Genomic DNA, 21,108 nt, shown 5'->3' with positions numbered 1-21,108 from the left:
GCCTATGATTTTAGAAATGAAAGTACCTTCGCCAGGCGAATCGATTACTGAAGTAGAAATTGCGGAATGGTTAGTAGAAGATGGTGATTATGTAGAAAAAGACCAAGCCATTGCTGAGGTAGATAGTGATAAAGCAACCTTAGAATTACCTGCTGAAGCTAGTGGAACTATAACACTTAAGGCAGAAGAAGGTGATGCGGTTGAAGTTGGGGCTATTGTATGCTTAATTGATACAAGTGCTACCAAACCAGATGGTGGGGAACTAGCAGCTAAAGAAGAAAAGAAGAAAGAAGCGCCTAAAATGGAAGATCCAAAACCAGCAGCGTCAGTATCTAAAACTTATGCAACAGGTACTCCAAGTCCTGCTGCTAAAAAGATTTTAGATGAAAAAGGTATAAGTGCAAGTTCGGTTTCTGGTTCAGGTAAAGATGGTAGAATCACAAAAGATGACGCAGTAAATGCTGTACCATCAATGGGCACACCAACTGGAGGAAGTCGAGGAACGTCTCGAAGTAAAATGTCAATGCTACGTCGTAAAGTTGCTGAGCGTTTAGTAGAAGCAAAAAATACAACAGCGATGTTAACCACATTTAATGAGGTTAATATGACACCAATTTTTGAATTACGTAAAGTACATAAAGAAAACTTTAAGGCAAAGCACGGAGTGAGTCTTGGTTTTATGAGTTTTTTCTCATTAGCAGTGGTAAGAGCATTAAAAATGTATCCAGCAGTTAACTCTATGATCGATGGTAAAGAAATGTTGTCTTACGATTTTGTAGATATTAGTATAGCTGTTTCTGGCCCAAAAGGATTAATGGTTCCAGTTATTAGAAATGCAGAAAATTTATCCTTTAGAGGTATTGAGTCTGAAGTAAAGCGTCTGGCAATTAGAGCTAGAGATGGAAAAATCACAGTAGATGAAATGACAGGTGGAACATTTACCATTTCTAATGGTGGTGTTTTTGGTAGTATGTTGTCTACACCTATTATTAATCCACCTCAAAGTGGAATTTTAGGGATGCATAATATTATACAGCGACCAATAGCAGTGGAAGGGAATGTTGAAATACACCCAATGATGTATGTGGCTTTATCGTATGATCATAGGATTATTGATGGTAAAGAATCTGTAGGTTTCTTAGTGGCTGTAAAAGAAGCATTAGAAAGTCCAGAAGAACTATTGATGGATAATAATGTAATGAAGGCTTTAGAACTTTAGAAGAATAAGATTTTGAAAATCAAAAAAGCGCAATTTGAACAAATTGCGCTTTTTCTACTCCTAACTAATAAGAGTTACTAACTAAAATTAACTAAAGAAATTAACAGCGATGTTCGCCGAAATTACAATTACAGAACTTATAATTAATAAAATTATAAATAGTCTGTCTCTCTTTGCTGTATTATCCTTCATTCTTTCCATCTGTAAATATTTTTATAAAAGCTCTGAATTATAAATTAATTCAGAGCTCTTACGTAATTTAACTTGAGGCATTGATTAATAGCTGATGTAAAATTCCGAATAAATACAATGTAATACTATACGTAGAACTACGTATTTTCCGATTTTTTTAATAAAAAAAGCCTCGAACAAATGTCCGAGGCTCGGTAATCCCCTTAGAACTAATTAATAGCTCGTTATTAACCCTTAATTAATAACATGGTAAATATCTGAAATATATTAATCCAATATATACGTAACATTACGTATTTTTCATATATTAACATTGGTTAAAAAAATCTGAGTTCTCTTTTGCCCAGATTAACAAGCTGTTTTGCTTTCTTTCAAGTTGAAGTTTTTTGATAATATTACTTTTATGCTTTTCAACTGTTCTATGGGAGATTGAAAGTATTTCTGCTATCTCAATGGCTGTTTTATTGTTGACTATCAAACCAACAATTCTAAATTCATGTTGTGTCAATAATTCTAAATGTTTAGGCTTTTTTTTAACCTCAATGAAATTCAATAATTCAGGACTAAAATAAGATTTACCTTGTACAACTGAAGCGATGCAATTCTCTATTTCATCTAAAGCAAATTCCTTTAAAACATAACCATAAATACCTAAAGATTTTGCTTTAATGTAAATCTCTTCATCTTTTTCTAAAGTTATAAGTACAATTTTTGTTGCAATTTTATTTGCTTTGCATTTTTCTGCAATTTCAAGCCCCGTATAAAACGGCATTTTTATATCCAAAATTGCAATGTCTGGTGAATATGCCTTTATTAGTGCTAAGGCTTCTTTACCATTTTTTGCAACAGCAATGACATTAAGATTTTTTTCATCTAAAAAATCTTTTAGTCCTTTTAAAATTAAGGGATGGTCATCCGCAATGATGATGTTTGGGCTCATTTTTGCTATTAATACTACTAAAACCTAAATATACTAAGAATCTTTAGGTAATGAAATTTCTTTTAATCTTAAGTAGAGGTATTTCTTTTCATAATCTATAATAGCTTTCCCTTTTTTTAAAATATCTGCGCCTATAATGCCATCAACAGGATCAGCGTTATGATTAATAAGGCCATTATTTACATGAGAAAGATTAAACAAAATTAAAGCAATACGATTTTTTTTCCATTTCCCAATTTTTAAATGATTAGAATTAGAAATCTTAGTCGTCATATTAGATGCGCCAGCTCCAACAGCCTTTATTTCCGAATCTTTCACTTTTAAATTGAAACGTTCTATAGCCTCAAAGCCTACACAACTACTAGAAGCTCCTGTGTCTAAAATAAAACGCCCTTTTATACCATTAATAGAGGCGCCAATTTCAAAATGATTAGTTTTTGTAAACTTTAGTTTAATCTTTGAGTATCCTTTATTGATTAGGAAGTCCTTTAACGTTTCCATTTTTATTTTTTGTGTAAATATAATAAACGAATAATACGCCAAACAATTACTTTTGTAGGATGATAATTACTGATACACATACACATTTATATAGTGAATTTTTCGATGAGGATAGAGAAGAAATGATTAATCGCGCTATTGATGCCAACGTAAAACGCTTTTTTATTCCTGCTATAGATTCTTCATACACTAACTCTATGTACAAGCTTGAAAAAGATTTCCCGAACAATATATTCTTAATGATGGGATTGCATCCAACACATGTTAAAGAAAATTATAATAACGAGTTAAAACATGTAGAAGAGCAGTTGGATAAAAGAGAATTTTATGCAGTAGGCGAAATAGGTATTGACTTGTATTGGGATAAGTCTACTTTAAATATACAAGTTGAAGCTTTTAGACATCAGATAAATTTAGCGAAGAAATATAAACTACCAATTGTTATTCATTGCCGAGAAGCTTTTGACGAGATTTTTGAGGTTTTAGAACAAGAAAAGTCAGACGACTTGCATGGAATATTTCACTGTTTTACAGGTAATTTTGAACAAGCAAAACAAGCCATATCATATAATATGAAATTGGGAATAGGAGGAGTCGTTACTTTTAAGAATGGTAAAATTGATCAGTTTATCAATCAAATTGATCTAAAGCATATTGTTTTAGAAACAGATTCACCTTATTTAGCACCTAAACCTTATCGTGGAAAACGCAACGAAAGCTTGTATATTAATAAGGTATTAGAGAAATTATCCGAACTTTACAAAATAAGTGAAGAAACAATAGCAGATATTACAACCAAAAATTCAAAAGATATATTCGGAATATAGATGATGCAAAAACCTAATATCTTATTAATTTATACAGGAGGGACTATTGGAATGATTAAAGATGCTGATACAGGTGCCTTAAGAGCATTTGATTTTGACAGTATCTTAATTCGTATTCCCGAACTTCGATTATTAGATTGTAATGTAGAAACGGTTTCTTTTGATGAGCCAATTGATTCTTCGAACATCAATCCAAAATATTGGGTAGATATTGCAAGAATAATCGAATCTAATTATGAGACCTTTGATGGTTTTGTGGTACTTCATGGAAGTGATACAATGAGTTACTCAGCTTCTGCGCTTAGTTTTATGTTAGAAAATTTAAGTAAGCCTGTGATATTTACAGGATCGCAATTGCCAATAGGTGACTTACGTACAGATGCTAAAGAGAATTTAATTACCTCCATACAAATGGCATCATTACAGGAGAATGGATTGCCAGTAGTAAGAGAAGTAGGTTTATATTTTGAATATAAATTGTATCGAGGTAACCGTACCACTAAAATAAATGCAGAACATTTTGAAGCTTTTGAATCTTTAAATTATCCACATTTAGCAGAGTCAGGTGTACACCTTAATATTAATAAGGATTATTTATGGTATTCAAAAACTAAAGAGAGATTAATAGTCCGAACGAAAATGGACACAAATGTTGCTGTTCTAAAATTATTTCCAGGCATTTCAAGACCAATTATAGAAGCAGTTTTGAGAAGCCAATTAATTAAAGGATTGGTTATTGAAACTTATGGTTCTGGTAATGCAACGACAGAACCTTGGTTTATTGATGTGTTGAAAGAAGCTATTATTAAAGGCCTATACATTATTAATGTGACTCAGTGCGCTGGTGGAAGTGTTACAATGGGACAATATGAAACGAGTTCTCAATTGAAATCTATTGGTGTGATCTCGGGTAAAGATATTACAACAGAAGCAGCCATTACTAAACTAATGTATCTTTTAGGTGAAAAGATAAAGCCAGATAACTTCCAATCTTTTTTTGAAACTTCATTAAGAGGCGAAATGTCCTAAAAATAACATTATAAATTTCAGCGTTTAAAGTTTTTTTTGTTATTTGCTCTTCAGTAATTTTTATTAAAATTTACAGAGAGGTGGCCGAGTGGTCGAAGGCGCACGCCTGGAAAGTGTGTATACTCCAAAAGGGTATCGAGGGTTCGAATCCCTTCCTCTCTGCTGATATTTTAGGTAATAGTTACATTATTTTTTTTATCTTTAACACTTTAACTAATAAAATTAAGAATAAGACAATGAAAAGATTATTTTCAATCCTTGCCATAACATGTTTAATGGCTATCGGTACTGTTAACGCTAATGCAACAACATTCGCAACTACAACAGCAACTTTAACAACAAGTGTAACTCAAGCAGATCCGGCTTCTGAAGATTTGAGTTTCCATCAAGAATTAAAAAAGCGTTTTATTGAAGGTGGTCCAGGCTTTATGGGTATTGTACTACTATGTTTAATTCTTGGACTAGCAATTGCTATAGAGAGAATTATCTTTTTAAACCTTTCAACAACAAACTCTAAAAAATTAACACAAAATGTAGAAGACGCATTAGCTTCTGGTGGTATTGAAGCTGCTAAAGAAGTATGTAGAAATACAAAAGGACCAGTTGCTTCTATATTCTACCAAGGTTTAGACAGAGCTGACGAAGATATCGACGCTGCTGAAAAAGCGGTTGTAGCCTATGGTGGTGTACAAATGGGTCAATTAGAAAAGAATGTATCTTGGATATCTTTATTTATCGCATTAGCACCAATGCTTGGTTTCATGGGTACTGTAATTGGTATGATTCAGGCCTTTGATAAAATTGAAGCTGCAGGTGATATGCAACCTTCTTTAGTTGCAGGTGGTATTAAAGTAGCGCTTTTAACTACGGTATTTGGTCTTATCGTAGCGATTATACTTCAAATTTTCTATAATTATATCATTGCTAAAATTGATAGTATTGTAAATGATATGGAAGATGCATCAATTACTTTGATGGATTTATTAGTAAGACACAAAAAATAAAAAAGACCATATAATTATGAATTTACACAAAATATTAAAAATAGTAGCTGCCGTTATTGGTCTTGCTGGTATTATTTTCTTAGTCCGTATTGTGGCTACTGGAGATGACGCTATCAAAACTGGTGAAAAAGCAGGTCTTGTTGACCCAATGGCTTGGGTAGCATACATTATACTAGGACTGACTTTATTATTTGTGGTGGTTTTTGTTTTAAAGAATCTATTCACAAATACCGCAGGTCTAAAAAATACACTTATAGGTGTTGGTGCTTTTGCCGCAGTATTGATTATCGCTTACGTAGTATCTGGAGGCGATACAACAGCATATGAATTACAGGAAGATAATACTTTTGCTTCTGATGGTCAATCTACAATGGTTGGTGCAGGTTTGGTTGCATTCTATATATTATTGGCTGTAGCTGCAGGAGCAATGATCTTTGCTGGAGTTAAAAAAACAATTAGTAAATAAGATAGTATGGCAAAAAGAGCAGCACCCGAAGTAAATGCAGGATCAATGGCTGACATTGCCTTCTTACTACTTATCTTTTTCTTAGTAACAACAACTATAGAGAAAGATAAAGGATTATTAAGAAGTTTGCCTCCAATTGATGACACCGAAGTAGAACCACCAATAATCAAGCAGAAAAACTTGTTTACTGTGCTTATAAATCGTCATAATCAGCTTCTTGTAGAAGAAGAAGAAATGCCATTAAAAGATTTAAGGCAAGCAGCAATAGATTTCTTAGATAATGGTGGTAGTACTAACGCAGCTGGTGAATCTTGTACTTATTGTAAAGGAAAGAAAGATGAATCTTCATCAGATCATCCAGATAAGGCAATCATCTCGATGAAGCATGACAGAGAAACATCTTACGAGCAATATATGGATGTACAAAACGAACTCGTAGCAGCTTATAACTTTCTTAGAGAAAGAGAGGCTAAACGCTTGTTTGGTAGTAAAAAAGAATATCAAGGAGTTGATAAAGTCTTTCAAGCGATGTTAGAACAGAAGGAAAAAAATCAATTTAATAAGGACGAAGAGCTTAATGAGCGTATTGCTACTATTAAGGCTCTTTTCCCTATGAAATTGTCTGAAGCAGAACCTGATAAAAATTAACTAATTATGTCTAAGTTTAATAAAAATAAAGGAAAAAATGAATTGCCGGCAATTTCTACGGCATCTCTTCCAGATATTGTATTTATGTTACTCTTCTTCTTTATGGTAGCAACCGTAATGAGAGACAGTTCTTTAATGGTAGAGAATAGTTTACCAAGTGCAGATCAAGTTGAGAAACTTAAAAAGGATAGAACAGCCTTTATATTTGCAGGTAAGCCAAGTAGTCAATTTACTAAATTTGGTGATGAACCTCGTATTCAATTTAATGATGCTTTTATAGACGTAGATGAAGTGAAACCTTCAGTTATTGCAGCTCAAGCTGAACTCGATGAAGCTTTGCAACCTAAATTTGTTGTTGGTTTAAAAGTAGATAAAGAAGTACATGCTGGTTTAGTATCTGACATTAAGCAAGAACTACGTAAAGCAAACACATTAAAAGTAATGTATATTGCTAATACAAAAACTGAACAATAAGATTTTAAAATCTTAATTTTATAAGTAGCGTCCTGAGAAATCAGGACGTTTTTATTTATAAACATCTAAAGATTTTGTAGATTTATGAATATGAAGATTTATGTATTTCTGTTACTAATATTATCATGTTTCATTGGATTTTCTCAAGGTAACGATACTGATAAAGATGAACTCTATAAGAATTATAGAGAAGATCAGTTTTATGCATCGGTGACCTATAATCTGCTAAACAATAAGCCAGACAATGTTTCTCAGAGTGGTTTTTCGTCTGGATTTCATTTAGGGTTTATTAGAGATATGCCCATTAATGAGAAACGGAATTTTGCTATAGGGTTAGGACTAGGTATTTCTACTAATTCGTATAATCAAAACCTATCCATTTTGAAGGAGAACAATGCTATTAATTATAGTATAATTGATGAGAGTGAGATTAATGTTTCTAAGAATAAGTTTACCACTTATTTAGTAGAAGTCCCATTAGAAATAAGATGGCGAACATCTACTGCAACAGACTATAATTTTTGGCGTATTTATTCAGGTTTTAAAATAGGTTACTTACTTTATAATTCTACCAAGTTTAAGAGCGATGAAGGTGACGAGAAGTTATCTAACCTAGATGACTTTAACGAATTACAGTATGGTTTAACTTTAAGTGCTGGTTATGGTACATGGAATTTTCATGTTTATTATGGATTGAATTCTATATTTGATCGTAGCGCAAAATTAAATAACAATACAATAGATATGAAGTCCTTTAAATTAGGATTGATGTTCTATATTCTATAACCAATAATTTAGAAGTAGTAATTGAGGAAACATACCTGTAAACATACCTATAATGAGTTCTTGATTGGTATGAGCTTTTAAATGCAATCGAGATGTTGCAATAGCACCTAGAATCATCATCATTAATGCAATAGTTCCATTTATATTTATTTGATAGTGAATGCTTAATGTAACAGCAAACATAAAGAAGCCAGAGGCGGCAATCATATGTATACTCGCCTTTACTTTTAATATAGCTAAAATAAAACAGGCAAGTGTAGAGCAAAGAATTCCGACAAAGAAATAATAGAGTTCAATGATTTCATTAGGCGTCAATACTCTAAGTAAAATCAAAACAATAATAACGCAATTTATAAATAAAGGAATAAGTCTCTCCTTGGTACTTTTTAGGTAAATAGAATCTACTTTATTAATCGTTCTCAGCAAAAAGAATAATAGAATTGGAAGAATAATAGTTAAGATAACTATAGAAAATATCTTAGCCTTAATTACTGGCTCCGGAATAAAACGGGGTGTTTTAGAAAAGTAAAACAGGACGCCTAATAAGGGCATTATTAATGGATGAAAAACGAAGGAGATACTTTTGAGAATAAAATCTTTCATCCAATTGATTTCTTAAAGTTCCTTTCTTAAACGTGCAACCGGAATATCTAATTGCTCTCTATATTTAGCTACAGTTCGTCTTGCAATAGGGTAGCCTTTTTCTTTTAATATTTTAGAAAGTGCCTCATCAGTTAAAGGCTTCTTTTTGTTTTCTTCCTCGATAACTGTTTCAAGGATTTTCTTAATTTCTCTAGTAGAAACTTCTTCTCCTTGATCATTAGTCATCGATTCAGAAAAGAATTCTTTTATCAATTTGGTACCATAAGGTGTGTCTACATACTTACTATTTGCAACTCTAGAAATGGTAGAAACATCCATTTCAATTTCATCTGCAATATCCTTTAAAATCATAGGGCGAAGCTTACGCTCATCACCAGACAAGAAGTATTCTTTTTGATAATGCATTATAGAGCTCATGGTTACAAACAATGTTTGCTGACGTTGTCTAACGGCTTCTATGAACCATTTTGCAGCATCTAGTTTTTGTTTTATAAACATAACAGCATCTTTCTGAGCTTTAGACTTTTGCTTAGTGTCCTTATAGCCTTTTAGCATGTTATTATATTCTCGCGAAACATGCAACTCAGGAGCATTTCTTCCATTGAGAGTTAACTCTAATTCCCCTTCAACTATTTTTATGGCAAAATCTGGTACAATATGTTCAACTATTTTATTGTTACCAGCATAAGAGCCACCAGGCTTAGGATTGAGACGCTCAACCTCTTCAATAGCATCTTTGAGTTGTTCTTCATTAATGCTAAATTTTTGCATCAATTTTTTATAATGCTTTTTAGTAAACTGTTCAAAACCTTTATCTATTATAGCAGTAGCCAACTCTACATCTGGGTGTTGTTCTTTTCGATGTAATTGAATGCTTAGACATTCCTGCAAATTTCGCGCTCCAACACCTGCAGGATCTAGTTGATGAACAATCTGTAATACTTTTTCTATCTCCTCCTCAGTGGTAAATACATTCTGAGTAAAAGCTAAATCGTCAGTGATGTCAGATAATGAACGACGTATATAACCGCTTTCATCAACACTACCCACTAAAAAATAGGCGATTTCTCGGTCTTGTTCAGAAAGTCTAAAAGTATTTAGTTGATTAATTAAATGCTGAGTAAAAGAAGTTCCGGCAGCGTAAGGGACACTTTTATCTTCATCGTCTACACTGTAATTATTGGCTTGTGTGCGATATTCAGGAATTTCATCATCACTTAAATATTCATCTATATTTATGTCATCAGCATCAATCGTTTCATTGTCATCGTAGTCGTCTGTAGAGTTGTCAAAATCATCAATATTGTCATCAGAAGCTTCGGATTCTTTACCAGTATCTAAAGCCGGATTTTCTTCCAATTCTTGTTTTAAACGTTGTTCAAAAGCTTGAGTCGGTAGCTGAATCAACTTCATAAGTTGAATTTGCTGAGGCGATAACTTCTGCGATAGTTTAAACTGTAAAAATTGTTTTAATGACATAAATTAAGATTGCATATAAAAGTAATTAAAACTCTGCGTTTTGAGGTGTTCTTGGGTAAGGAATTACATCTCTAATATTCCCCATTCCTGTTGCAAACATCACAAGACGTTCAAACCCTAAACCAAAACCAGAATGTACTGCCGTTCCGTATTTACGTAAATCTAAATACCACCACAATTCTTCCTCAGGTATATCTAAGGCTTTCATTTTTTCTTTTAAAACCTCTAAGCGCTCTTCTCGCTGAGAACCACCTACCATTTCTCCAATACCTGGGAATAAAATATCCATCGCTCTTACCGTTTTCCCATCTTCATTTAATCGCATGTAAAATGCTTTAATATTTGCAGGATAGTCAAATAAAATAACAGGACATTTAAAATGTTTTTCGACTAAGAAACGTTCATGTTCAGATTGTAAATCTGCTCCCCATTCTTCAATAATATAGTTGAATTTCTTTTTCTTGTTAGGTTTACAATTTCTAAGAATGTCAATAGCTTCAGTATAACTAACTCGTTTAAAATTGTTATCTACGACGAATTTAATTTTATCAATTAAATTCATTGGGCTTCTCTCAGCTTGAGGTAAGTGCTTTTCAATATCTTGTAAACGCTTATCTAAGAACTCTAAATCCTCTTTGTTAGTTTCTAAAACATAGCTTAAAACTGATTTCATAAAGTCTTCAGCTAAATCCATATTGCCAGTTAAATCCATAAATGCAACCTCTGGTTCAATCATCCAGAATTCGGCTAAATGACGTGTTGTATTAGAGTTTTCTGCCCTAAATGTTGGTCCAAATGTGTAAACCTTACCCAAAGACATGGCATAGGTTTCTGCTTCAAGCTGACCAGAAACGGTTAGATTAGTTTCTTTTCCAAAGAAATCTTCTTTATAATTAACTGTTCCATCTTCATTTAAAGGTGGATTTTTAGCATCTAAACCAGTCACTCTAAACATTTCACCAGCACCTTCAGCATCACTGCCTGTTACTATTGGTGTATGCATATAATAGAAACCATTTTCGTTAAAATACTTATGAATTGCAAATGATAAAGACGAACGCAAACGCATCACAGCACTAAATGTATTGGTTCTGGTACGTAAGTGAGCATTTTTTCTTAAAAATTCTAACGTATGCTTCTTAGGTTGAATAGGATAAGTTTCTGGATCTGAATCCCCTAAAACTTCTAAACTTTTTACAACAATTTCAACAGATTGTCCTCTTCCTTGGCTTTCCACTAATTCTCCAGTTACATGAATTGCAGCACCTGTAGTAATTCGTTTTAAAAGCGTTTCTTCAAAATTTTCAAAATCTACAACACACTGCATATTATTTATAGTAGAGCCATCATTTAAGGCTATAAAGCGATTTGCTCTAAATGTTCTTACCCATCCTTTTACAGTAACATCTTGTAAGGTTACATCTTGCGAAAGTAATTCTGCTACGGTTTTTGTTGTCATTTTTTAATTATTTTGAAAGCTAAGATAAATTTTCTTGTTGATTTTCTATGTCGTCTTCGGTATCATCTTCCGAAGGAATAATATTTATTGCAGGTTCTCTTAAAACTTCTTTATTCGCAATATTTCGCTCTAGTGATAATAGTAAAGAGGGTAATAACAGTAAATTCGACAGCATTGCGAAAAGTAAAGTTATTGATACCAATCCACCTAAAGCCACAGTGCCACCAAAGCTCGAAATTGTAAATACAGAAAAGCCAAAGAATAACACTATTGATGTGTAAAACATACTTACTCCTGTTTCTCGTAATGCTGCATATACAGATTTTTTAATTCTCCAGTGGTTGGCTTGTAATTCTTGTCTATATTTTGCCAAAAAGTGAATTGTATCATCTACTGATATTCCAAAAGCAATACTAAATACCAATATGGTTGAAGGTTTTATAGGAACACCTAAATAACCCATTAAACCAGCCGTGACTAGCAATGGTAATAAATTGGGAATTAATGACACAATAATCATTCTAAAAGAACGAAATAAATAAGCCATAAATAATGAAATAAGGAAAATGGCTAGAGATAATGAAATGATTAAATTTCTAACTAGATATTTAGTTCCCTTCTGAAATACTAGAGCTTTACCAGTCATAGTTACTTCATAACGTTCTTTAGGAAAAACCTTATTAATCTTATTCTGAAGGTTTTCTTGAATACGTTCCATTTTGTCAGTGCCAATATCTTTCATGAACGTTGTGATACGTGCATATTGCCCTGTGCTATCTACAAAGTTCTTTAATAATTCTACATCTGAAGATGAGTTCTTTGCATAGGATAAAATAAAACTGTTTTCTTGGCTAGTAGGTAGTTGATAATATTTTGGATTACCATTGTAATAAGCTTGTTTACTATACTTAACTAAGCTTACTACAGATATTGGTCTAGATAATTCTGGTGTTTCCTCTATGAGCTCTTCAAGTTGATCAATACGTTTTAAAGTTGCTAATTTCATAACCCCTTTTTTTCGCTTAGTATCAACCATTATTTCTAATGGCATAATACCATTGAATTCATCCTCGAAAAAACGAATATCTTTAAAGAATTGTTTATCTTGTGGCATATCTTCAATAAGACTTCCAGAAATTTTAATCTGGTTTATACCCAACATACTTCCAATAATAAGAATAAGAGCAGTAACATAAATTGTAATTTTTTTATGTCTTACCATACGCTCCATCCAATCCACAAAACCACCAATCCAACGTTTATTTAAATGCTCTAAATGACGTTGTTTAGGGTAAGGTAAAAAGGTATACATAATCGGAATGATTAGTAAACACAAAATGAAGATTGCTAGTATACTTAATGAGGCTACAATACCAAATTCCTTTAATAATTTGCTTTCTGTTAGAATAAATGTCGCAAAACCAGAAGCTGTAGTTACATTAGTCATCAAAGTAGCATTACCAACTTTGGTTATAACACGTTGCAATGATTTTACTTTATTTCCATGAGATTTAACCTCATGCTGGTACTTATTGATAAGAAAAATACAATTGGGTATTCCAATTACAATAATCAGAGGAGGAATTAAAGCTGTAAGTACTGTAATTTCATAACCTAAAAGCCCAAGAATTCCAAACGTCCACATTACACCAGTACAAACTACAATCAGAGAAATAAAGGTAGCCCTAAAAGATCTAAAAAATAAGAAGAAAATTAAAGAGGTCACAAAAAGAGCAGCTCCAATAAAAATTGGAATTTCATCAACAATATTCTGTGCATTTAAAGTTCTGATAAATGGCATTCCGGAAACACGTACCTCTAATTGAGTATCATATGTAAATTCCTCTATTTTTGGCTGAAGAATTTCAAGTATAAAATCTTTTCGGGCTGAAGTATTTACGATTTCTTTTTTAAGATAGATAGCAGTTCTTATAGTTTTCGTTTCAGCATTAAATAAGAAGTTATCATAGAATGGATACTTATTAAATAAGTCATCTTGTAACTTATCAATCTCTTCAACACTGGTGATAGAATCTTTAATAAAAGGTTCTAAATCGAACTGTTCTTTTTTGGTGTTCTTAACTAATTTTTGAAGGTCTTTTATAGATAAAACAGTTTCAACTTCATTATAAGGTTTAAATGATTCGGCAAGTTTATTCCAAGCATTAAGTTGGTTAACGGTGAACAAAGTTGAATCTTTTACTCCTAGAACAATGAGATTACCTTCTTCTCCAAAGACTTCTAAAAACTCATTATAAGTAATATTTACCTCATGTTCATCAGGTAACATATTCGCTTCAGTATAAGTAAAACGCATATGTTTCCATTGCATACTAAAAAACACAGTTGCCAAAATAAGTGCAATTAATATGAAAATTTTATTACGAAGAATAATCCTCGCAATACCTTCCCAAAATCCTGTGGTTAAAAGTTTAAACATGTACTAATTGAAGTAAGCGACAAAGGTAGAAAAAACCTAAGGATTAGCCATTGAATTAACAGTAATATAATGTGTATTAAAGTGAAATATTGAAGGTAAACTTAAAAGCAATATTATCTCCAATTTCTGGCAGGTGATAAGCTCCATATCTGTACGCAAAACTAACTCCAAAACCCAAGAGTAATTTATTAATTTCGAAACCAGATTCAGAATATAGTTTTTCAAGTGTATTAAATTGAATGCCTTGGTGTCTTTCCATGCTTCGCATTGTTCCAACAGCATATCGTGAAATTAATACCAATTGTGGTTTAAACCATTCTGAAATTTTAAAGGGTTTAAAACTGTGTTTCACCTGTAAGGTTGAAAATTTATCACTAAAAAACTCATTAAAATACATGGTTTCAAAACTATTAAGACCAGCGACAGAGAAGCGTTGTAGTATAGTTTCTTTGGTTATGTTATTAGGATAGGCGTGATAAAGATGCGTTAGAGGTGTTTCTCCACCAGCAATACCTGCAACTAAAGTTAGGTTTGTTTTAGATTCATTCTTATGGTTGAATTGGTGTATAGTTCTAAAATCTAATTTCGAGAAATTAAAGTCGCTGCTTAAAATTGATTTAAAACCTTGTGTGAGTTGTAGTGTGAATTTTGGATAACCATTTTTTGTTTCTTCAATAGTACCTTCTTTTATATCAAATCTACTAAAAGGGCTCCATTGTAAACTAACTTTTGCTGTGCTTAAATCGAATGTATTATAAGATCGATTATCTAAAACGAAATTGTATAAATATGTTGGGTTTATTTTACTTGTGGCTAACTGTGTTTCAGTGAGAAGATGACTTGATATGTTATGTTGTAAGCCTACAGATTTGGTTATATGTCTATGGAATAAATCTATATTTAATAGACGTGGTTCGAAAAAAGTAAAGAAGCGTTTATCAGTTAAAAAATTTGAGCTACCTGTTTCTTGCAAATCATCAGTATACGATAAATTAATCCATGTATTAGAAGCTTCATTGACTCTAAAGCCTCCGCCAACACTATATTTATAACGTTTATCTTTAAAACCATAAACCAGATAACCATTTACACGATAACGTTCTGAAAAGCGATTATTAGTTATACCTCCTAAACCTGTTCTAAAACCTTCGAACTGATTGAATTTCATGAGATACCTTAAATCTAAATTAAAGTAATTAAAAGGTAAATAACCGTTACCTATATTTTTTAAGAATTCTGTTTTCTTTATAGAATCTTGAGACACCTTAGAGGAATCTTTCTGACTTATATTAGGTTGCTGTGCAAAGCCATTTGTTGCAAAAATTAGTAGACATACAACAAATAAGCATCTTAGCATTTAAAATTATAATTAGAACCAGAAAAAAAATATAGAATTATCAATTAGAACGTGCTACAAATTATTATAATTCTAATGATATTTAGATTCTGAAATAAATTCAGAATAACAATTTTTTAAGTTAAACAGTCATAATCTCTTTTTCTTTAACGTCTAAAATATTGTCTATTTTCTTAACGTAAGAATCGGTAAGTGATTGTATGTCAATCTCTGCATTTTTTTGCAAATCTTCAGAAACATCCGTGTTTTTGACATCATTATTAGCCTCTTTACGTGCATTTCTAATTCCAATCTTGGCATCTTCAGTTTCCGCTTTAGCTTGCTTTGCTAAATCACGTCTTCGCTCTTCAGTTAATGGAGGGACATTTATAATAATCATTTCACCATTATTCATTGGGTTAAAACCAATATTTGCAACCATGATACCACGTTCAATTTCTTGCAACATTGATTTTTCCCATGGTTGAACAGAAATAGTTCTACCATCTGGTGTATTGACATTTGCAACTTGGCTAAGCGGTGTTTGAGAACCGTAATAATCTACCATTACACTACCTAACATAGATGGACTAGCCTTACCAGCTCTAATATTAACCAATTGTTTTTCAAGGTGCTTTATAGCACCATCCATAGCTTCTTTTGCTGTATCTATTATAAATTTAATGTCTTCGTTCATTGTGTTAACTTTTTTAAGTGTTAGCTATCAAAACTTGCGCCAAAATTTAAACATTTACTACGGTTCCGATATTTTCTCCAGAAACTACCTTAAGCAAGTTTCCTTTTTTGTTCATATCAAAAACAATAATTGGCAATTCATTTTCTTGACTAAGAGTAAAAGCAGTCGTATCCATCACTTTTAGACCTTTAAGTAGAACATCTTTAAAAGAAATACGATCAAACTTTACAGCTGTACTATCTTTTTCTGGATCTGCTGTGTATATACCATCAACACGAGTTCCCTTTAAGATAACATCAGCTTTTATCTCTATAGCTCTTAATACGGCTGCTGAATCTGTAGTGAAGTATGGATTTCCTGTACCTCCTCCAAAAATTACAACGCGACCTTTTCTCAGGTGACTTAATGCTTTTCTTCTAATAAAAGGCTCTGCTACTTCATTGATTTTAATAGCAGTTTGTAAACGTGTTTTAACATCTGCATCTTCTAGAGCATTTTGTAAAGCTAAACCATTTATTACAGTTGCAAGCATTCCCATATGATCTCCTTGCACACGATCCATACCATTCATAGCGCCAGCAACTCCTCTGAAAATATTTCCTCCACCAATAACTATAGCGACTTCAATACCTAGATTAGTAATCTCTTTAATGTCTTTTGCGTACTCGGCTAAACGCTCTGGATCAATACCATATTGACGGCTTCCCATTAAGGCTTCACCAGACAATTTCAGTAATATTCTTTTATATTTCATTATATGATTTGAAAGTTGAACAAAGCTACATAATTATTAGCTTCTGTAAAAGTGAAATAAATCCCAAAAAAAACGCCTCTCAATATTGAGAAGCGTTTAATATATTCACGAAAGGATAATTGATTATCCTACAGTTGCACGTTTAAAACCAGTTACAGCAACATCGCCATAGGATTCTACATACTGAGCAACAGTCTGTTTTTCGTCTTTAATAAACTTCTGATCTAATAAACATTTTTCTTGATCTAAAGTTGTATTATCAGAAATAAAACGTTCCATTTTACCTGGTAAAATTCTATCCCAGATTTGTTCTGGCTTTCCTTCAGCTTTTAATTCTGCTTTCGCAGCTTCTTCAGCAGCAGCTATAACTTCTGGGGTTAATTGTGCCATAGAAATGTATTGTGGTACATTTTTTAAAGTCTTACCTAAACGACCTAATTCTATATTATCTTTTTCAATCACTGCAATTCGAGCTTCAGTTTCTGAGGCAACAAAAGCTGGATCAAAATCTTTGTAAGATAATGTTGTAGCTCCCATGGAAGCAACTTGCATAGCAACATCTTTAACTAGAGTTTCTACATTATCAACTTTAGCAGATAAACCAACTAAAGCAGCGATTTTATTAATATGAACATACTGACCAACATAAGGTGCATCTATCTTTTCAAAAGCAGTGATGTCTAATTTCTCACCGATAACTCCAGTTTGTTCTATTAACTTTTCAACAACAGTCATTCCACCGAAATCAGCAGCTAAAAAATCTTCTTTAGTATTTGTATTTAATGCTATATCAGCTAATTGGTTTGCTAATGCCACGAAGTTTTCGTTTTTACCAACAAAATCAGTTTCGCATCCTAATACTATAGCAACACCAGAAGTATTACCTGCATTAACTTTTGCGATTGCAGCACCTTCAGAAGAATCTCTGTCAGCTCTTTTTTCTGCAACTTTTTGTCCTTTTTTACGTAGAACTTCAATGGCTTTATCAAAATCACCACCAGCTTCAACTAAAGCTTTTTTACAATCCATCATACCAGCACCAGTGGCTTTTCTTAGTTTGTTTACTTCTGCTGCTGTAATTTTCACAGTATTTTCCATAGTTTTTAATTTAAAAAAAGTCGAATAATTAATTTTCTACAAAGAAAAGAACTAAACGACTTTTGAATATTTTCTAAATGTTATTTATTCTTCTTCTTGAGCTGCTACTGGAGTTTTTTCAGCTTTCTTAGCAGCTGGTTTTGCCTCCTTTTTAGCTTCTACTTTTTCTAGAGCTGGTTTCGCTTCAGTTTTTTGAGCTTTACCATCTTTTTCCGCACGTTCAGCTTTTCTTTCGTTTAAACCATCTTCGATTGCAGATGTCACAATAGTTAAAATCTTATCTATTGATTTAGATGCATCATCATTTGCAGGAATTAAATAGTCTACCTGACGTGGGTCAGAATTAGTATCTACCATTGCAAAGATTGGGATGTTTAATTTTTGAGCTTCTTTAATAGCAATATGCTCACGCATGATATCTACAACAAATAAAGCACCTGGTAAACGTGTCATATCAGAAATAGAACCTAAATTCTTTTCTAATTTAGCACGTAAACGATTAACTTGTAAACGCTCTTTTTTAGATAAAGAGTTGAATGTTCCGTCTTTTTTCATTCTATCGATAGAAGCCATTTTTTTAACCGCTTTTCTAATAGTAACGAAGTTAGTTAACATTCCACCTGGCCAACGCTCAGTAATATAAGGTTGGTTTACTGCACCTGCTTTTTCAGCAACGATGTCTTTAGCTTGTTTTTTTGTTGCAACAAATAAAATCTTCTTTCCAGAAGCTGCTATTTTAGCTAGTGCTTCAGAAGTCTCTTGGATTTTTGCTGCTGTTTTGTAAAGGTTGATAATATGGATACCGTTACGCTCCATATAAATGTAAGGGGCCATGTTTGGATTCCACTTACGTGTAAGGTGACCAAAGTGTACACCTGCTTCAAGTAATTCTTTTACTTCTACTTTTTCCATTTTGTAATAGTTTACGTTCTGTTGAATTAGCAATGCTTAAGTGGTTGCTTTCGCTCGCCTTAACCATTTAGATGCTAAACTAAATCTTGACGTTTTACCGTCATAGACAACAATAACTGGTTTTAATTTTGCTGAAAACATATTCAGCGATTTCAATAAAATAAGATAATTCAGAATCTGCAAATGCAGATTCTGAATTAAATGTTGTTTGGATATTAACGTTTCGAGAATTGGAATTTCTTACGCGCTTTCTTCTGTCCGAATTTCTTACGCTCTACCATTCTTGGATCTCTTGTTAATAGACCTTCTGGCTTTAATACTAGTCTGTTTTCAGGATCTAGCTCGCACATTGCACGAGATAAACCTAAACGTATTGCTTCTGCCTGGCCGGTGATACCACCTCCATATACGTTAACAGTAATATCAAAGTTGCCATCATTGTTAGTCAAGGCTAAAGGTTGGTTTACTTTATACTGCAATGTTGCAGTAGTAAAATAATCCGCCATGTCTTTTTTGTTCACCGTGATTTTGCCTTTTCCTTTGGCAACGTACACACGAGCAACAGCCGTCTTTCTACGGCCAATTTTGTGAATTACTTCCATTAGTTAATTTCTTTTAATGTTATTGTTTTAGGCTTCTGAGCTTCGTGAGCATGAGCAGTACCTGCAACAACTGTTAAATTTCTAAAAAGAGTTGCACCTAATTTATTTTTAGGTAACATTCCTTTAACTGACTTTTCTACTAATCTGGTTGGGTCTTTCTCAAACATTTCAGTAGCAGTCAGGCTTCTTTGACCACCTGGATAACCTGTATGACGGATATAACTTTTATCTGTCCACTTATTTCCAGTTAAGTTGATTTTTTCTGCATTAACAACAATAACGTTATCACCGCAATCAACGTGTGGCGTAAAATTAGGTTTGTGCTTACCTCTTAAAAGTATTGCTACTCTTGAAGCTAAGCGACCTAAAGTTTGTCCTTCAGCATCAACTAAAACCCACTCCTTATTCACGGTAGCTTTGTTAGCCGAAACTGTTTTGTAGCTTAATGTATCCACACTAATTTGATTTGTAATTGCACTTTAAAGCGCAATAGATTAAACATTCTTCTCTAAAAAAGAGTTTGCAAATTTACGATAAACTATTGGATTACCAAACCTAGTATGATGTTTTTTTGTGCTGAAAATCAGTATTGTTAGGAATCGCTGTTTTTGTAGAAAATATTAAGGTTAAATGTGATTAAATAGCAAAAAATCCTTAATGGTCTAAAGGAAAATATCTTGAGAGATTTTACAATGTGTTTGTATATGATTAGCTATGGGAATTTGGTTAGAATTTTTCCGATGAAGAGAGAAGTAATTAATCATGTACCTTGTTGTGCATAGTATTTTTATTTTTCTCCTTTTGGAATTGTTCAATTCATCCATTCTTTTATTTGAAGTTCTGGACCTGGAAGCATTGACATTTGTTTAGTATCCATTTCAATTATGCAAAATGCAAGAATATGATAATCCGAATCGTTATATTCTTTCGCTATTTCATCATTTCCAACTTCTGAAACATAACCCAATAATCTTAATATTTTCCCTTCTTTTTCAAATCCACTTTTTACAAGTGAGGCAATCCATATTGCTTTTCCTCCTTCCAGTTTAACTTGGTAGTAAGGTTTATCGTTATGCGCAGTATGTACCTTTGTTACTAGTCCATTAAACGCAACGATTTCTCCATTTCGTTTTTTGATTTTTCTTAAGTCTTTACTGTCAAAATTAGTAGGACAAGGATTTTTAGTTCCTGATTCAGTCGAATTTTCTAAATCAGTTTTAATTAGTTTTCTAATTTTTTCGCATTTTTCATTTAATGTTGGTATGATTCGGTTCTTTACTTTTTCTAAAGCTCCATTTTGGACTAAAATTTTATGTTCATTTGAGTCAACAATGTTAAAGATAAAATTAAATTCCTTGTCATAACATCTGTTGAATTCAGGTTTTATTTCTGAGTATTCTTTTAGTTCGTCACTCATATATTTACAGATTTTATCCGATATTTTTTCAGTAATCGTTTCTATACTTTGAGCAAAACTTGTCAGACTTATTAAAGTTAAAATTAGGGTCGTTATTTTCTTCATTCTAGTGATTTCGAATATTATGCACAACGTGTTTGTGTATGGTTAGTTGTGGTCAATTACGCGATATATATTCCACAATACAATATAGTAAATTGTAAGAAAAGAATCCTGCTCTTAGCT

General features: G+C 32.5%; 22 protein-coding genes and 1 tRNA gene. 9 read left to right on the top strand and 14 right to left on the bottom strand.

Annotation, left to right across the window (positions count from 1 at the left end; genetic code table 11):
- Positions 1–4 precede the first annotated feature (4 nt).
- The gene (odhB, locus tag WPG_RS04840; protein ID WP_045475182.1) at positions 5–1,219 is read left to right on the top strand and encodes a 2-oxoglutarate dehydrogenase complex dihydrolipoyllysine-residue succinyltransferase; all 1,215 of its coding nucleotides are present in this window, start codon (positions 5–7) and stop codon (positions 1,217–1,219) included.
- Positions 1,220–1,718: 499 nt separating this feature from the next.
- Here odhB and WPG_RS04835 read toward each other — a convergent pair whose 3' ends face one another.
- Together WPG_RS04835 and WPG_RS04830 are read right to left on the bottom strand one after the other, a co-directional pair.
- On the bottom strand, positions 1,719–2,351 hold the full coding sequence (locus tag WPG_RS04835; RefSeq protein ID WP_045470061.1) for a response regulator: 633 nt from the start codon (positions 2,349–2,351) through the stop codon (positions 1,719–1,721).
- Positions 2,352–2,384: 33 nt separating this feature from the next.
- Positions 2,385–2,852, bottom strand: a complete 468-nt coding sequence (locus tag WPG_RS04830) for a TIGR02281 family clan AA aspartic protease (protein WP_045470059.1) — start codon at positions 2,850–2,852, stop codon at positions 2,385–2,387.
- 59 nt (positions 2,853–2,911) lie between these two features.
- On the opposite strand from WPG_RS04830, the gene WPG_RS04825 reads away from it, so the two are divergent.
- The 8 genes from WPG_RS04825 (at position 2,912) to WPG_RS04790 (ending at position 8,086) form a co-directional block, all read left to right on the top strand.
- Positions 2,912–3,679 (top strand): TatD family hydrolase, encoded by a 768-nt coding sequence (locus tag WPG_RS04825; RefSeq protein ID WP_045470058.1) that lies wholly within the window; start codon positions 2,912–2,914, stop codon positions 3,677–3,679.
- Complete coding sequence (locus WPG_RS04820) at positions 3,680–4,708, top strand: asparaginase (protein WP_045470056.1); 1,029 nt, start codon at positions 3,680–3,682, stop codon at positions 4,706–4,708.
- 74 nt (positions 4,709–4,782) lie between these two features.
- A tRNA-Ser gene (locus WPG_RS04815) sits at positions 4,783–4,870 on the top strand.
- Positions 4,871–4,944: 74 nt separating this feature from the next.
- The gene (locus WPG_RS04810) at positions 4,945–5,712 is read left to right on the top strand and encodes a MotA/TolQ/ExbB proton channel family protein (protein WP_045475179.1); all 768 of its coding nucleotides are present in this window, start codon (positions 4,945–4,947) and stop codon (positions 5,710–5,712) included.
- Between the two features lie 16 nt (positions 5,713–5,728).
- Positions 5,729–6,178, top strand: a complete 450-nt coding sequence (locus WPG_RS04805; RefSeq protein ID WP_045470053.1) for a hypothetical protein — start codon at positions 5,729–5,731, stop codon at positions 6,176–6,178.
- 6 nt (positions 6,179–6,184) lie between these two features.
- Positions 6,185–6,826, top strand: coding sequence for an ExbD/TolR family protein (locus tag WPG_RS04800; protein ID WP_045470051.1), 642 nt, complete (start codon positions 6,185–6,187; stop codon positions 6,824–6,826).
- 6 nt (positions 6,827–6,832) lie between these two features.
- Positions 6,833–7,300, top strand: a complete 468-nt coding sequence (locus WPG_RS04795; RefSeq protein WP_045470048.1) for an ExbD/TolR family protein — start codon at positions 6,833–6,835, stop codon at positions 7,298–7,300.
- Positions 7,301–7,384: 84 nt separating this feature from the next.
- Positions 7,385–8,086: a porin family protein gene (locus WPG_RS04790; RefSeq protein ID WP_316929976.1), complete on the top strand. Its 702-nt coding sequence runs from the start codon at positions 7,385–7,387 to the stop codon at positions 8,084–8,086.
- Here WPG_RS04790 and WPG_RS18540 read toward each other — a convergent pair.
- The 12 genes from WPG_RS18540 to WPG_RS04730 form a co-directional block, all read right to left on the bottom strand.
- Positions 8,081–8,419: a hypothetical protein gene (locus WPG_RS18540; RefSeq protein WP_231850253.1), complete on the bottom strand. Its 339-nt coding sequence runs from the start codon at positions 8,417–8,419 to the stop codon at positions 8,081–8,083. The two genes, WPG_RS04790 and WPG_RS18540, sit on opposite strands and share 6 nt — an antisense overlap.
- Before the next feature lie 282 nt (positions 8,420–8,701).
- Entirely contained in the window at positions 8,702–10,168 is a 1,467-nt protein-coding gene (rpoN, locus tag WPG_RS04780) for an RNA polymerase factor sigma-54 (RefSeq protein WP_045470040.1), read from the bottom strand.
- Between the two features lie 25 nt (positions 10,169–10,193).
- On the bottom strand, positions 10,194–11,627 hold the full coding sequence (asnS, locus tag WPG_RS04775) for an asparagine--tRNA ligase (RefSeq protein ID WP_045470037.1): 1,434 nt from the start codon (positions 11,625–11,627) through the stop codon (positions 10,194–10,196).
- Between the two features lie 19 nt (positions 11,628–11,646).
- Entirely contained in the window at positions 11,647–14,067 is a 2,421-nt protein-coding gene (locus WPG_RS04770; RefSeq protein WP_045470035.1) for an efflux RND transporter permease subunit, read from the bottom strand.
- 76 nt (positions 14,068–14,143) lie between these two features.
- Positions 14,144–15,424, bottom strand: coding sequence for a DUF5686 family protein (locus WPG_RS04765; protein ID WP_045470033.1), 1,281 nt, complete (start codon positions 15,422–15,424; stop codon positions 14,144–14,146).
- Positions 15,425–15,545: 121 nt separating this feature from the next.
- On the bottom strand, positions 15,546–16,100 hold the full coding sequence (gene frr / locus WPG_RS04760; RefSeq protein ID WP_045470030.1) for a ribosome recycling factor: 555 nt from the start codon (positions 16,098–16,100) through the stop codon (positions 15,546–15,548).
- Positions 16,101–16,146: 46 nt separating this feature from the next.
- Positions 16,147–16,854, bottom strand: a complete 708-nt coding sequence (gene pyrH, locus WPG_RS04755; RefSeq protein ID WP_045470028.1) for a UMP kinase — start codon at positions 16,852–16,854, stop codon at positions 16,147–16,149.
- A 123-nt stretch (positions 16,855–16,977) separates the two neighbouring features.
- Positions 16,978–17,952: a translation elongation factor Ts gene (tsf, locus tag WPG_RS04750; protein WP_045470026.1), complete on the bottom strand. Its 975-nt coding sequence runs from the start codon at positions 17,950–17,952 to the stop codon at positions 16,978–16,980.
- An 84-nt stretch (positions 17,953–18,036) separates the two neighbouring features.
- Positions 18,037–18,864 carry a 30S ribosomal protein S2 gene (gene rpsB, locus WPG_RS04745; protein WP_045470023.1) on the bottom strand — a complete coding sequence of 276 codons (828 nt, stop codon included), beginning with the start codon at positions 18,862–18,864 and terminating at the stop codon, positions 18,037–18,039.
- Between the two features lie 215 nt (positions 18,865–19,079).
- Complete coding sequence (gene rpsI, locus WPG_RS04740; RefSeq protein WP_045470021.1) at positions 19,080–19,466, bottom strand: 30S ribosomal protein S9; 387 nt, start codon at positions 19,464–19,466, stop codon at positions 19,080–19,082.
- On the bottom strand, positions 19,466–19,921 hold the full coding sequence (rplM, locus tag WPG_RS04735; RefSeq protein WP_045470019.1) for a 50S ribosomal protein L13: 456 nt from the start codon (positions 19,919–19,921) through the stop codon (positions 19,466–19,468). Before rplM ends, rpsI begins: the two co-directional genes overlap by 1 nt.
- Positions 19,922–20,277: 356 nt before the next feature.
- The gene (locus WPG_RS04730; RefSeq protein WP_171817153.1) at positions 20,278–20,883 is read right to left on the bottom strand and encodes a hypothetical protein; all 606 of its coding nucleotides are present in this window, start codon (positions 20,881–20,883) and stop codon (positions 20,278–20,280) included.
- Positions 20,884–21,108: the final 225 nt, after the last annotated feature.

The sequence above is a fragment of the Winogradskyella sp. PG-2 genome, assembly GCF_000828715.1.
Classification (GTDB): Bacteria; Bacteroidota; Bacteroidia; order Flavobacteriales; family Flavobacteriaceae; genus Winogradskyella.
This window is presented reverse-complemented; position numbering and strand designations above follow the sequence as displayed.

Bases quoted from the DNA above. Each gene is read 5' to 3' on its own strand.
- odhB (WP_045475182.1), top strand. From the start codon at position 5: ATGATTTTAGAAATGAAAGTACCTTCGCCAGGCGAATCGATTACTGAA.
- WPG_RS04835 (WP_045470061.1), bottom strand. From the start codon at position 2,351: ATGAGCCCAAACATCATCATTGCGGATGACCATCCCTTAATTTTAAAA.
- WPG_RS04830 (WP_045470059.1), bottom strand. From the start codon at position 2,852: ATGGAAACGTTAAAGGACTTCCTAATCAATAAAGGATACTCAAAGATT.
- WPG_RS04825 (WP_045470058.1), top strand. From the start codon at position 2,912: ATGATAATTACTGATACACATACACATTTATATAGTGAATTTTTCGAT.
- WPG_RS04820 (WP_045470056.1), top strand. From the start codon at position 3,680: ATGATGCAAAAACCTAATATCTTATTAATTTATACAGGAGGGACTATT.
- WPG_RS04810 (WP_045475179.1), top strand. From the start codon at position 4,945: ATGAAAAGATTATTTTCAATCCTTGCCATAACATGTTTAATGGCTATC.
- WPG_RS04805 (WP_045470053.1), top strand. From the start codon at position 5,729: ATGAATTTACACAAAATATTAAAAATAGTAGCTGCCGTTATTGGTCTT.
- WPG_RS04800 (WP_045470051.1), top strand. From the start codon at position 6,185: ATGGCAAAAAGAGCAGCACCCGAAGTAAATGCAGGATCAATGGCTGAC.
- WPG_RS04795 (WP_045470048.1), top strand. From the start codon at position 6,833: ATGTCTAAGTTTAATAAAAATAAAGGAAAAAATGAATTGCCGGCAATT.
- WPG_RS04790 (WP_316929976.1), top strand. From the start codon at position 7,385: ATGAATATGAAGATTTATGTATTTCTGTTACTAATATTATCATGTTTC.
- rpoN (WP_045470040.1), bottom strand. From the start codon at position 10,168: ATGTCATTAAAACAATTTTTACAGTTTAAACTATCGCAGAAGTTATCG.
- asnS (WP_045470037.1), bottom strand. From the start codon at position 11,627: ATGACAACAAAAACCGTAGCAGAATTACTTTCGCAAGATGTAACCTTA.
- WPG_RS04770 (WP_045470035.1), bottom strand. From the start codon at position 14,067: ATGTTTAAACTTTTAACCACAGGATTTTGGGAAGGTATTGCGAGGATT.
- WPG_RS04765 (WP_045470033.1), bottom strand. From the start codon at position 15,424: ATGCTAAGATGCTTATTTGTTGTATGTCTACTAATTTTTGCAACAAAT.
- frr (WP_045470030.1), bottom strand. From the start codon at position 16,100: ATGAACGAAGACATTAAATTTATAATAGATACAGCAAAAGAAGCTATG.
- pyrH (WP_045470028.1), bottom strand. From the start codon at position 16,854: ATGAAATATAAAAGAATATTACTGAAATTGTCTGGTGAAGCCTTAATG.
- tsf (WP_045470026.1), bottom strand. From the start codon at position 17,952: ATGGAAAATACTGTGAAAATTACAGCAGCAGAAGTAAACAAACTAAGA.
- rpsB (WP_045470023.1), bottom strand. From the start codon at position 18,864: ATGGAAAAAGTAGAAGTAAAAGAATTACTTGAAGCAGGTGTACACTTT.
- rpsI (WP_045470021.1), bottom strand. From the start codon at position 19,466: ATGGAAGTAATTCACAAAATTGGCCGTAGAAAGACGGCTGTTGCTCGT.
- WPG_RS04730 (WP_171817153.1), bottom strand. From the start codon at position 20,883: ATGAGTGACGAACTAAAAGAATACTCAGAAATAAAACCTGAATTCAAC.